Below are 12,917 nucleotides of genomic sequence, written 5' to 3' on the forward strand. Positions count from 1 at the left end.
ACACTACAGAAAAAAGCCCTCACCAAGAGGGCTTCCCACCACGAATTAAAAACAACGTATGTCTTCTTTACTCGGATACACCGCGCGTTCGCCGCCAATCAGCTTAGGACGAGTCTTCGCTAATGTCACGTGTGCGGCGCCGACCTTTTTCACTTCACTGCGAACAGGTACGGCCACATGCTTCAAGTGCATGCCAATAAAGGTGTCACCGATGTCGATGCCTGCGTCGGCTTTTATATATTCAACGATCACGGGTTCATTCATATGGTGGAAGGCGTGAGTGGCCAACGCACCTCCAGCTGATCGTGCCGGAACGACCCGCACTTCTTCATAGCCTCGTCGTTCAGCTTCTTCGCGCTCGATAACAAGCGCACGGTTCAAGTGTTCACAGCATTGCACGGCAAGTGCCACACCTGTTTCCTCTTGAAACGCTACGATACCTCGGTAAAGTGCGCCCGCAGTATCCATCGTGCCTGAAGTGCCAATTCGTTCACCAATTACTTCGCTCGTGCTTGCGCCTACTACTAATAATTGTGACGGTCTTAATTGTGCATGCTTTTGCAGATCTTGCAAAACATTCAGGACTTGGTCTTGAATTTGTTGGAGCTCATCGCTCATGAGATGGTCTTCCCTTCATTTTATGGGTTTATAGCTTTAGGCTATTGGCCTTCATATTGAGAGATTTTATCTACACGGCGACCGTGACGTCCGCCTTCATATTCTGTCGTCAGCCATACTTTTGCGATTTCGAGTGCGAGACCCGGCCCGATGACACGTTCACCCATTGCAAGTACATTGCTGTCATTATGCTGTCTTGTAGCTTTTGCGCTGAATAGATCATGAACAAGCGCACAGCGGATTCCTTTAACTTTGTTCGCTGCAATGCTCATTCCAATGCCCGTACCGCAGATTAAGATTCCGCGATCAGCTTCACCGTTGGCTACTTTTTCTGCTACAGGAATCGCATAGTCTGGATAATCTACAGACGTATCGCATTCACAGCCCACATCTTCGACTTGCATACCCAGCTCTTCGATCATGCTAATGATTTCTTTTCGTAATTCAACTCCGGCGTGATCTGATCCAATTGCTACCTTCATGTTGTGTGCACCTGCTCTCTCATACTTTTTTTCATTATATGCTCTCCCAATAGCCAGTTCAATATCACTTCCAGGCTATTTCAGACAGCCTTACCTCATTTTGTCCTACTACTTCTTGCTATCGTCTTTTTTCATTAATTTTTCAATAAGGACTTCAATTTCATCTCGAGTTTCTTGATAAAGATGAAGCGGTCCACCGAACGGATCTGTAATGTCTAGAGAGGGGATCTCACTCTCTAACTTCATCCTTCTCTCAACGAGCGGCCTTACTTCTCTCTCAAACGCCTGCCTTACTTCTTCATCTGCCGAATCCTTTGACATATATTGAAGCTTCAGCATCTCGATCTCTGTATAGAGCTCATAGATTTCTTCAATCTTTTTCTGCTCATCGTCGTCCAGAACATACTCTTTTAATGTATACGTCTTATTCACTGCATCTGGCCATCGCCCGACGAGCGCATGTTTATGGCTTTCGGTCATCGTTAAGATAAGATCTGCCCACTCGATCAAATAATCGGACACACCTTGTGACTGATGACTTTCTTTAATACTTCTTTCCGAAAGAGCTTGTGTCGCATTCGAGCTCATCACGGCACCGTTTCCAGCAAATACACCAGCTGATTTAACGTTGAACTTACCTTTTCCTTTTTTACGTAAAATGGCCTCCGCCATCGGACTGCGACACGTATTGCCTGTACAAATAAATAAAACATTCATGGTGAATTCACCTCATATTCTATCTTTCCCTATTTTTCTATAGGTTAACGCTCTTACTAGTAAGTATATCATCGGATTAGTGAATAAAAAAATGCCTGTTTTTCGTATTCGAAGTAGTTTTGTAAGTTGTTTCTCTCCGTTCCAGGTTGCTTCGCTTTCCGCGGGGCGGGCGGTGAGCCCCTTGCCGCTTTGCGCCTCTAAGGGTCTCACCTGTCCCACTCGTCCTAGCCGTAGTCTCACACCTTCCACTCCAATCAACCTCTCAATGGGAGAAACACTCCAGAGAATAACAGCAATGATAGCATTTAGAACGGAAATAGAATCTTCACCCCAAAAGCAAGCAGAATGCAGCCGCCGAACGCTTCACCATAGGAACCGAGCCACTTCTGTACCTTTTTCCCCATGATCAAGCCCGCCCACGTTAAGACCATGCTCATAAGACCAAACATCGTAATCGTAAGCCACGTTTTTGCTCCATAGATACCTAGTGATAACCCCACTGAAAAACTATCTAACGAAGCGCTTAGCGCAAAGACGAATAGCCCAATTCCGATCGGCTGTACGAACGGTTCATCATCACTTGAGAACGAAGACCGAATCATCGTTACACCCAGTATGACAAGCAGAATTCCACCGATGATGGCTGCTATACCGCCGAAATGAACAGAGATCTGTTTGCCGAGCGTCATTCCTGCAAGTGGCATGAGCATATGAAAGATTCCTATCGTCATTCCTATTTTCATAATTTGTCTTATGCGAAGCGATAACATCCCCATACCTAGGCCGATCGAAAAAGCGTCCATACCTAGCGCGACTGACATAAATAATAGTGTCATCCATTCTCCCATGGTTGCCAAATACTTCCCACTCCCTTAACCATCATACTTTCAGACTATGCATGTCTACTTTTAAAAAGACTAAAAACCATACAAGCTGTTGGAAGAATGAAAAAATGGAACTCTTTACCGCTTTAGAGGAAGGGATAATGTGATTTTTATCGTATATAAAAGGAAGTGAATCTGTATGTAAAGGAGAGGAACAAGCATGGTCCATAACGCATCGGCCATAACGGCAAACGGACAAGACATGTGGCGATCATCGCCATTCCCTACTGGCCTATCACGCCAAAAAAGCATGACTTTCCGATGTATGAAGCATAATGAAAACCTCATTATGACCGAGAGCGAAGGTGAACTGTTTGACTTGTTTGGCCTTAAACGGGAAAACGTCTTGCAAAAGAGAATTGAAGACATCTTCCCTAAAGAAATAGCAGACTTTAAAAAAGAAATGTACGAAAGAGCGCTGAACGGGGAAAGTCTTACGTACGAATCGGAACTGAACGGTATTCCCTTCTTAGCTGCGATCGGTCCTATCTATGATAAAGATGGTACCGTTTCTGAAGTGTATGGTTTTTGTGTCGATCTCACAGAGAGAGTGTCTGTTGAAACGCAGCTTGCTGAGAGTGAACAGCGTTTCCGTTCACTGATGGACCATAACATCGATGCTCTTTTTTCACTAGATCTAGACGGCAAGTTTACAACTGTCAACAAAGCGTGTTCGACGTTGAGCGGTTATAGCGAGAAAGAGCTTTTGAACATGACGTTCAATCCGTTCATGCTGCCAGACAGAAGAGCTGCCGCGATCGATCAGTTCAAGGACGCTTTAGAAGGCAATTCTAAAATGTACGAAACCCGGATCAAGCAAAAGAACGGCGAAACACGTCAGATCATGTTCACCCTTACTCCGATCATCGTTCTCAATAAAGTGCTCGGTGTTTTCGGAATCGCAAAAGACGTAACCGCAAAAAGAGAAGCCGAAAAAGAACTCCGGGAAACAAAGGATCTGCTGGAATCGGTTATCTATCATTCTAGTGATGCGATCTCAGTCGTCCACCTAACAGACTTCTCTGTAAAAGTGAATCCGGCGTTTGAATTCATATACGGATGGTCCGAAGACGATCTTGCTAATATGACTTCACACATTCTACCCGTTGTTCCAGAGGATAAGGTAGCTGAATCCGATCGGCTCATGACGATCGTCAAGCATGGCGGATATGTAAAAGGTGTCGAGACGATCCGGTTAACGAAGTCTGGCAAACGGTTAAATGTAAGCCTTTCCTTAAGTCCGATCTATGGCGAGAACGGTGAAGTCGTGGCACTATCCGCGATTTCAAGAGATATCACAGATAAAAAACTAAAAGAAAAAGCATTAAAAGAAAGCGAAGAAAAGTACCGTATCATCGCAGAGAACACGACTGATTTAGTAGGTGTCGTTGACCTTGAAGGAAACGTCAAATACGTCTCCCCTTCAAACCGTCTTCTTCTCGGCTTTGACCCGTCTCTTTATGATGGAAAAAAGATTCAAGGATTCTTCCATTCAGATGACCGAGCAAAGGTAAGAATGGCGATGAACGAGATGGTTCAAACTCAAAAGCCTGTGAAGTTTGAAGTTCGATGCAAACATGCACATGGCCATTGGGTGACCCTTGAAGCAAACGCGACCCCTATCGCAAACGATTCAGATCAACCTGATTCTTTCGTTGTTGTAGCTCGTGATCTGACTGAACGAAAAAAGACCGAAGAGATGCTAAGAAAATCTGACAAGCTCTCTGTTCTCGGTCAGCTTGCCGCTGGTGTAGCGCACGAGATCCGTAATCCGCTCACCTCGATCCGCGGATTTTTGCAGCTTTTGCAGTCAAGAGCATCAGAGAATGAGGATTATTACGAGATCATGCTCTCAGAGATCGATCGAATCAACAGCATCGTAGGAGAGTTCATGTTGCTCGCGAAGCCCCAAGCCATGAACTTTGTGCAAACTGACCTGCGCCAACTGTTGCGACACGTGATTTCTATTCTTGATACACAGGCGATCCTAACGAATGTTCAGATCTATTTTGAGAGCGAACACGATCTGCCAGAAATATGGTGTGTCGATAATCAGATCAAGCAAGTGTTCGTGAATATGCTCAAAAACGCGATCGAAGCGATGCCAACAGGCGGTTCTGTACATATTCATCTAAAGAAAGAAGGCGGATATGTGATTGCTTCTTTCATCGATCATGGCTGCGGAATATCAGAAGAACGCTTGCCAACATTGGGTGAACCTTTTTATACCACAAAAGAAAAAGGTACCGGCCTCGGCCTCATGATCTGTTACAAAATCGTAGAGAACCACCATGGTAAAATCTTGATCAACAGCAAGATTGATGAAGGAACGACCTTCTCCATCCTGCTTCCGATCGATAAAAACAAGCCTGTGTCTTGAGTAGACGCAGGCTTGTTTTTTAGGTGGACGCTTAGTGTAGTGGTTGTTTGTCGAAAATCGTTTAAATAATTTTATCCGTGAAATTATAGGCTCTATCCGTGAATATATTTTGAATTACCGTGAAATTAAAAGGGATTACCGTGAAATTATTAAACATTACGATTTCCACTACTAAAATTTTCAATGCATACTAGGTCAAACAGCCAATTTCAGCCCTCTTTAAAAATAAAAAAGCCCTGACTCAACCAAAAACATTGAAATCAGAGCAACATTCTATTCTTTTATGATATTCCCGCCGGCCGATTTTTCAAGTCTGTTCATAATCGCAACACCCACACCTGTTTTAGGGAAAACCTCTCCGAATATTTGATCAACACCCGCTTCGTTAAACGCTCGCAAAGCTTCGTATAGATGTTGAGCCACGGATTCAGGGTTAGAACGATCTCCCGCTGGAATCACACAATCCGCTTTATAAACATGTGCTCTTTCCTCTGTCGTTAAAATACCGATTCGTTTTCCAGCTTCGCGTTCTTTATCCACAAGTCTCTGTAAAAATTCCACACTTCCATCCACAAGAACGAAGGGCGCGTCAGGTGCATAGTGTGTATATTTCATCCCTGGCGATTTCGGCGCTTGCTTTTCGTTCTCCAATCCGGGATCAACTACAACTCGCCCTGCTCCCGCTACCTTTTCTAGCTCTTCTAATGTGATGCCGCCAGGTCGTAAAATCGTGACAAGTTCACCTGTACATTCCACAACGGTTGATTCTACGCCAACACCTGTTGAACCACCATCCACAATGCCAGGAATCCTGCCTTTCAGATCTTCATAAACGTGCTGAGCTGAAGTGGGGCTTGGTTTTCCAGAAAGGTTAGCACTTGGTGCAGCAAGTGGCACACCTGATGCAGCGATAACAGCAAGAGCGATCTCATGGTCTGGCATCCTTACCGCAACTGTGGATAACCCAGCAGTCACTCTTTCACTGACGTTTTCACCTTTGGGCAACACAATCGTCAATGGACCTGGCCAAAACGCATTCATTAATTTTTGTGCGGTCTCTGAAACAGAAGAAACAAGACCTTCTAATTGCGAGAGATCTGAGATATGAACGATCAGAGGGTTATCACTCGGTCTTCCCTTTGCTTCGAAAATGCGTTTGATCGCATCATCGCTTCTTGCATTTCCCGCCAAGCCATAGACCGTTTCTGTTGGAATGGCTATTACTTCATTCTTATTTATCCACAGGGAAGCTTGAATAATATGTGGATGATTTTCCAACGTGTTTTCTGTTTTATCCACAGCCCAGCGTTCCGTTTGGAATGATTTCATGTGATAAATCCTTTCTAGTACTCAGGTCAACCTTATATGGAAAGGTCGATTGCAAAACTTTTATATCCACAGAGTTATACACAATTTGTCGTAAATTGTGGACAACTTGTTGACAATCTCTCATTAATCCAGTGCATAAGCTAAAAGTTCTGCTCCTGATGTTGCGTTATTTTTTATATGATCTGCGCTCTCTATGTGTGGAGGCACTTTATCTTTCGGAATCGTTTTAAAAGAAAGTTGTTCGAACATATGCACAGCTTTCGTAAGTAAATAAAGGGTTTCGACTCCTTTATCTTTTGAGTATACCAAAATTTTATCAATGAGTTTAAGAAGAAGCGTCTCTGAAGAATATTTCTGCTTCAGTACGAAAGATCGCAGCAATCCATCGTTTCCGATTCTCTCTAAACCTACCGTACCGATTGTCTCACCTTGGTCGTTCACCACTACTAAATAATTTTCGATGCTGTCTTTGATTCCTTCAGACTGAAGTCCAGCTTTTCCGACGAGTTGTAACAGATCTTTGGCTTCATGCTGCATAGCCTGTCTTAAGATTATCGTCATCACATAACTCCCCTATTCCTATATAATTTCAGCCTTCAATCGGCTGTTTTTCATCATTTCATCCGAAACTTTTTTTAAAAAAAGAAGGCTAACCACATTTGGTTACCTTCTTCATTTTTTATAATCTATGAAAATAGGGAGGAAAATATGCACATTTTACGAGAATAAGGATCCTACAAAGCTAAACAGGCTATCAAACAGTTCTACCACAAAGAATTTCGTCTCAATTTCCTCAGGTTCATCTGCTTGATCTGCTTGATCTGCCCCTACATTAGAAGCCGTATCCACCACATCGCCTTTGCCATCTTTGTTTTCTTTTACAGCATCGCCATTTTCAAAGTCTAGAAAGCATAATGGAGGAAAAAGTACACACCACCAGTTCTTCCCTTCCCCTTCACCAAGTGTGATCAGAACCGCTTCATATTGACCAGCAGGATAGATGTAGTCGCCGTACATTTTAGTAGGGAAAGCCACTTTGTTTAACTCTACAGAAAACGTCTTCTCAAGCCCAGCTTCATCCAACTTATGTTGAACGATCTTCTCAATCGCTGGCAGCTGTTTACGAATAATCTCACGTGCTTCAGAAATGGATGATAACTCACCCACCCAAGTTGTGATCTGGGCATTCACTTCATCACGGATCTCACGCTTCAACTTTTGATCAGCATCCGTATTGCTGTTTGCTAGAATGCGGAGCCTGATCGACTCATCCGGTATTTTAACAGAGGCGTTCATAGTTGCGTTCGCCACCTTAGTTTGTGTTTCAAAAAATAAGAACATCACCGCTAAAGAGATAAGAACTAGAATAAAGAAATGATTGCGCTTTTTCATTGTTTTTTCCTCCCCCGTCGTATCTAACCACAGTTTGGACACGGTGAGATTTTTTCATACTAGTAATCTAGTAAATTTCGTTCTATTCGATTCGACAAAAGAAAACCTCCTTACTATGTAATTAATTGAAATAGATGTTAGCTTTTGAATTATTTTTTCGTCTTTGACAAGTTGATTGGAGCGGAAGGTTGCCGACTCCTGCGGGACAAGCGGTCAGGTGAGACACTTAATGGCGCAAAGCGGCAAGTGGCTCACCGCCTGCCCCGCGGAAAGCGAGCAACCTGGAGCGGAAATCAACCCGCATCATCAGAGAAAAATTTACCAACTTGCATACTGCTTCTATTTCTGTTAACTTAAATGTGTAAACGGTTACATATATGTTTTTGAGGAGGCGGAGATTTGGTTACGATTCGTGATGTGGCAAAGAAATCAGGTGTATCGGTCGCGACAGTGTCTCGCGTTTTGAATGCGAATGGATACGTGCATGAAGATACGCGCAAAAAAGTGATGGCTGCCGTTGCTGAACTGAAGTACAGCCCAAATGAAGTCGCCCGTTCTCTCTATAAAAAGAAATCAAAACTGGTCGGCTTGTTGCTGCCAGACATTACTAACCCATTTTTTCCACAGCTAGCTAGAGGTGTAGAAGATGAGATGCAAAAAGGCGGTTATCGAATTCTTTTTGGAAACAGTGATGAGAATGCTGAAAAAGAGCTCGATTATTTAAACACGTTTATTCAAAACAATGTGGTCGGCATCATCTCGGCTACGAATAATAAAACAAAGAACAATTATCAAAATCTATCGATCCCTGTAGTCTTCTTAGACCGAACATCGACTGATTATCCATCGGTCTATGCAGATGGAAAAGAAGGTGGCAGAATAGCTGCAGAAGAGATCGTGAAAAGGGGCAGCAAGCGAATCACGATTTTGAAAGGTCCCACGCATATCCAACCAGCTCAAGATCGTTTTCAAGGCGCGTTAGAAGTGTTAAGTCAATCGAACATTGATTTTCATGTGATGTCGACGACTTCTTTTGCCTTTGAAGATGCAGAGAAATGGGCGAAAGAACTTTTTACAACGTATCCTGATACGGATGGTGTGATAGCGAGCAATGATATTGTGGCTACAGCCGTCTTACATGAAGCCCTACGTCTCGGAAAATCCATTCCGGAAGAACTTCAAATCATCGGGTTTGATGATATACCGCAGAGCAGTTTGTTGTTCCCTTCCCTTTCTACCATCCGTCAGCCGGCTTATGAGATGGGAAAAGAAGCGGCACAGCTGCTTGTAAAAATCATCAATCAAGAAATAATCCATCAACAGCAAGTTCAACTGCCTGTTACATTTATAGATCGAAACACAACAAGAAAGGTTGATGAAAATGGTTAAAATTGTAGTCATCGGAAGTTCTTCGATGGATCTCGTCGTTACATCTGATCAACGTCCAGGAGCAGGAGAAACTGTCTTAGGACGTTCATTTAAAACCGTACCCGGAGGAAAAGGAGCGAATCAAGCAGTCGCAGCTGCCCGTCTTGGTGCAGAGGTTTACATGATCGGATGTGTAGGTGACGACCATTATGGAGCAGCGATTCTAAAGAACTTTAAACAAAACGGTGTTGATGTAACGAATGTGGAACCGGTTACAGATACAGAGAGCGGTACAGCTCATATTATTTTAGCTGAAGGTGATAACAGCATCGTCGTCGTTAAAGGTGCGAATGATCATGTCACACCTGATTATGTGAAGAAATCAAAATCTCTCATCAAACAAGCGAATATGGTACTCATTCAGCAAGAGATTCCCGAAGAAACGGTTGAATATGTAAGTGAGCTTTGCAAGGAGCTTAATGTTCCGTTGTTATTGAATCCAGCACCTGCTCGCCCACTCTCTAAGAATGTGATCGAGAACGCTAGTTATATTACACCTAACGAACATGAAGCGGCCGTTCTTTTCGATGGTCTAGCAATTGAGTCAGCCCTAAAACAGTATCCGAACAAAGTGTTCATTACAGAAGGAAAAGCAGGCGCTCGCTATTTTAATGGCGAAAAAGAGATCACCGTTCCCTCGTACACAGTAGAAGTAACAGATACAACCGGTGCTGGAGATACGTTCAATGCGGCATTAGCCGTTGCTTTAGCCGAAGGAAAAAGCATCACTGAAAGCTTGCAGTTCGCCAATCGAGCCGCTTCCCTATCCGTTACAAAGTTCGGTGCGCAAGGCGGTATGCCGAACCGATCAGAAGTGGAGGCATCTCTATGAAACGACATGGCATCTTAAACAGTCATATTTCTAAAGTATTAAGTGACCTTGGCCACACAGACCTTATCGTGATCGCGGATGCTGGTCTTCCGATCCCGAGCGATGTTCCGCGAATTGATCTGGCACTCACGCTCGGCGTACCGAGCTTTAAAGATGTTGTTTCTGCTGTTTCAGAGGATATGGTCGTGGAACAAGTGATACTCGCGAGTGAGATCAAAGAGAAAAACGAAGAAACGTTAACGTTTATGAACGAGACTTTTTCTGAATCAGAACAAAAATTCGTTTCTCATGAAGCGTTCAAACAATTAACCAAGCAGGCAAAAGTGGTCATTCGTACGGGTGAAGTGACACCGTATGCCAATTGTATCCTGCAAGCAGGTGTAATCTTCTAAAAAGAGGTGATCGTGTTGCACATTCAAATGAACGACATATATAAAGCGTTTGGTGCCAATCAAGTCTTATCCGGTGTTGACTTTGACCTTCAACCTGGCGAAGTTCATGCCCTAATGGGTGAGAACGGTGCTGGAAAATCAACATTGATGAACATCTTAACTGGTCTTCATAAGAAAGATTCAGGAACCATTCAGATCGATGGACAAGAGCGTTACTTTGATAACCCGAAAGAAGCTGAGAAGCACGGAGTCGCGTTCATCCACCAAGAATTGAACGTTTGGCCTGACATGACCGTTCTCGATAATCTTTTTATCGGAAAAGAGCTGCGGTCGCCGTTCGGTCTTTTAAGAACAAAAGAAATGAAAGCGCTGGCAAAAAAACAGTTTGAAAAGCTAGCGGTTACCATCCCACTTGAAAAAGAGGCAGGACTCTGTTCAGTTGGTCAACAACAGATGATCGAGATCGCGAAGGCGCTTATGACAAACGCCAAAGTCATCATCATGGACGAGCCGACCGCTGCCCTTACAGAGCGCGAGATTGAAAAATTGTTCGATGTGATCAACGCTCTTCGAAAAGAAGGTGTGTCGATCGTTTACATCTCACATCGCATGGAAGAGATCTTTGCGATCTGTGACCGAATTACGGTCATGAGGGATGGTAGAACAGTTGATACTCAAGCCATTGCTGAGACTAGCTTTGATGAAGTTGTACGTAAGATGGTTGGCCGTGAGCTTACAGACCGTTTTCCAGAGCGAAATCCGCAAACGGGTGATGTTGTCTTAGAAGTAAAGAACGCGACGAGAAATGGAATCTTTGAAAATATTGATTTCTCAGTAAGATCCGGTGAGATCGTTGGCGTTTCCGGCCTGATGGGTGCAGGTCGTACGGAGATTATGCGTGCATTATTCGGTCTCGACCAACTTGATGCTGGCGAAATATGGATTGGCGGTCAGAAGGTTTCTATTAAAAACCCATACGAAGCGGTTAAACGCGGGATCGGTTTTATTACAGAAGATAGAAAGAACGAAGGCTTGGTGCTTGATTTTTCAATACGTGAAAACATGGCGCTGCCGAACTTACGTAGTTTTTCAAAAAACGGCGTGATCGACTATAAAACAGAAACTGACTTTGTTGATATGCTCATCAAACGTTTGCAGATCAAGACTGAATCGAGCGAAACGAACGCCAAGAACCTTTCAGGAGGTAACCAGCAAAAAGTGGTAATCGCAAAATGGGTTGGCATCGGACCAAAAGTATTGATCTTGGATGAGCCAACTAGAGGCGTTGACGTTGGTGCGAAGCGTGAGATCTATCAGTTGATGAACGAACTTACCGATCGTGGTGTAGCGATTATTATGGTCTCGTCAGAACTTCCAGAAGTTCTTGGCATGAGCGATCGTATTCTTGTCGTTCACGAAGGACAGATCAGCGGTGAGCTCACGAAGAGCGAAGCAACTCAAGAAAGAATTATGACATATGCAACGGGAGGACAATAAAATGAAAACGTCACCGGCTAAAGTAAATCATGTAGAAAATTTGATGCAGAAACTTGGACCTCTATTAGGACTGATGATTCTCGTAACCATCGTATCCATCCTAAACCCTAGTTTTCTAGAACCACTGAACTTATTAAACTTGCTGCGACAAGTCGCAATTAACGCATTAATCGCCTTTGGTATGACATTCGTAATTCTAACGGGTGGAATCGACTTATCTGTTGGTGCCATTCTCGCATTATCGAGTGCACTGATGGCGGGGATGATCGTATCTGGCGTCGATCCGATGTTAGCGATCTTGATCGGATGTTTGCTAGGTGCTGCAATGGGTGCGATCAACGGCCTATTGATCACAAAAGGAAAAATGGCTCCTTTTATCGCTACACTCGCAACAATGACGATTTTCCGTGGATTGACGTTAGTGTATACAGATGGTAATCCGATTACTGGTCTTGGCGAAAGTTATATGTTCCAACTTTTTGGACGAGGTTATTTCTTAGGAATTCCTGTTCCAGCGATCACGATGATGCTTGCATTTGCAGCATTTTGGGTGATCCTTCATAAAACACCGTTCGGGAGAAAAACGTATGCGATCGGCGGAAACGAGAAAGCCGCGATCATCTCTGGAATCAAAGTGACAAAAGTAAAAGTTATGATCTATTCACTAGCAGGGCTATTAGCAGCATTAGCTGGGGCGATTCTCACTTCACGTCTGAACTCTGCTCAACCGACTGCTGGCACATCGTATGAACTGGATGCGATCGCAGCTGTTGTTCTAGGTGGAACAAGCTTATCTGGTGGCCGCGGACTGATTGTCGGGACGCTGATCGGTGCATTGATCATCGGAACGTTGAACAACGGTTTGAACTTGTTAGGTGTATCATCATTCTTCCAAATGGTCGTAAAAGGGATCGTAATCCTAATCGCAGTATTGATCGACCGTAAAAAAGCAGCGTAGGAGGGTTT

13 protein-coding genes are annotated in these 12,917 nt (G+C 43.8%); 6 read left to right on the plus strand and 7 right to left on the minus strand.

The genetic code is table 11. The annotated features are described in order from the left end of the window. Positions 1 to 45 precede the first annotated feature (45 nt). From ABE65_RS20105 to ABE65_RS20125, 4 genes are all read right to left on the minus strand, one after another. Positions 46 to 618 carry a TIGR01440 family protein gene (locus tag ABE65_RS20105; RefSeq protein ID WP_066398974.1) on the minus strand — a complete coding sequence of 191 codons (573 nt, stop codon included), beginning with the start codon at positions 616 to 618 and terminating at the stop codon, positions 46 to 48. Positions 619 to 659: 41 nt separating this feature from the next. Further along, positions 660 to 1,100, minus strand: coding sequence for a ribose 5-phosphate isomerase B (gene rpiB / locus ABE65_RS20110; RefSeq protein WP_066398975.1), 441 nt, complete (start codon positions 1,098 to 1,100; stop codon positions 660 to 662). A gap of 108 nt (positions 1,101 to 1,208) precedes the next feature. Continuing rightward, on the minus strand, positions 1,209 to 1,817 hold the full coding sequence (locus tag ABE65_RS20115; protein WP_066398977.1) for a low molecular weight protein arginine phosphatase: 609 nt from the start codon (positions 1,815 to 1,817) through the stop codon (positions 1,209 to 1,211). A 305-nt stretch (positions 1,818 to 2,122) separates the two neighbouring features. Next, complete coding sequence (locus tag ABE65_RS20125) at positions 2,123 to 2,665, minus strand: manganese efflux pump MntP (RefSeq protein WP_066400445.1); 543 nt, start codon at positions 2,663 to 2,665, stop codon at positions 2,123 to 2,125. Between the two features lie 196 nt (positions 2,666 to 2,861). Here ABE65_RS20125 and ABE65_RS20130 point away from each other — a divergent pair, with 196 nt between their 5' ends. Continuing rightward, entirely contained in the window at positions 2,862 to 5,081 is a 2,220-nt protein-coding gene (locus ABE65_RS20130) for a PAS domain S-box protein (protein ID WP_066398980.1), read from the plus strand. 273 nt (positions 5,082 to 5,354) lie between these two features. On the opposite strand, the gene ABE65_RS20135 is transcribed toward ABE65_RS20130, so the two are convergent. The 3 genes from ABE65_RS20135 to spoIIR all read right to left on the minus strand — a co-directional run bounded on the left by ABE65_RS20135 (position 5,355) and on the right by spoIIR (position 7,802). Then, positions 5,355 to 6,410, minus strand: a complete 1,056-nt coding sequence (locus ABE65_RS20135; protein ID WP_066398982.1) for an L-threonylcarbamoyladenylate synthase — start codon at positions 6,408 to 6,410, stop codon at positions 5,355 to 5,357. Between the two features lie 123 nt (positions 6,411 to 6,533). Further along, positions 6,534 to 6,971, minus strand: a complete 438-nt coding sequence (locus tag ABE65_RS20140) for a GNAT family N-acetyltransferase (protein ID WP_066398985.1) — start codon at positions 6,969 to 6,971, stop codon at positions 6,534 to 6,536. Between the two features lie 156 nt (positions 6,972 to 7,127). After that, the gene (spoIIR, locus tag ABE65_RS20145; protein ID WP_066398989.1) at positions 7,128 to 7,802 is read right to left on the minus strand and encodes a stage II sporulation protein R; all 675 of its coding nucleotides are present in this window, start codon (positions 7,800 to 7,802) and stop codon (positions 7,128 to 7,130) included. 399 nt (positions 7,803 to 8,201) lie between these two features. On the opposite strand from spoIIR, the gene ABE65_RS20150 reads away from it, so the two are divergent. From ABE65_RS20150 to rbsC, 5 genes are read left to right on the plus strand one after another with little or no spacing between them, the layout of a single operon-like run. After that, entirely contained in the window at positions 8,202 to 9,191 is a 990-nt protein-coding gene (locus ABE65_RS20150) for a LacI family DNA-binding transcriptional regulator (RefSeq protein ID WP_066398992.1), read from the plus strand. Continuing rightward, a complete protein-coding gene (gene rbsK / locus ABE65_RS20155) occupies positions 9,184 to 10,062 on the plus strand; it encodes a ribokinase (protein ID WP_066398995.1) in 879 nt (292 codons plus the stop codon). The genes ABE65_RS20150 and rbsK overlap by 8 nt, the downstream gene beginning before the upstream one ends. Next, positions 10,059 to 10,454 carry a D-ribose pyranase gene (gene rbsD / locus ABE65_RS20160; protein ID WP_066398997.1) on the plus strand — a complete coding sequence of 132 codons (396 nt, stop codon included), beginning with the start codon at positions 10,059 to 10,061 and terminating at the stop codon, positions 10,452 to 10,454. Before rbsK ends, rbsD begins: the two co-directional genes overlap by 4 nt. Before the next feature lie 15 nt (positions 10,455 to 10,469). Then, on the plus strand, positions 10,470 to 11,951 hold the full coding sequence (locus ABE65_RS20165) for a sugar ABC transporter ATP-binding protein (protein ID WP_066398999.1): 1,482 nt from the start codon (positions 10,470 to 10,472) through the stop codon (positions 11,949 to 11,951). Between the two features lies 1 nt (position 11,952). Next, on the plus strand, positions 11,953 to 12,909 hold the full coding sequence (gene rbsC / locus ABE65_RS20170; protein ID WP_066399001.1) for a ribose ABC transporter permease RbsC: 957 nt from the start codon (positions 11,953 to 11,955) through the stop codon (positions 12,907 to 12,909). Positions 12,910 to 12,917 lie beyond the last annotated feature (8 nt).

The sequence above is a fragment of the Fictibacillus phosphorivorans genome, assembly GCF_001629705.1.
Classification (GTDB): domain Bacteria; phylum Bacillota; class Bacilli; order Bacillales; family Fictibacillaceae; genus Fictibacillus; species Fictibacillus phosphorivorans_A.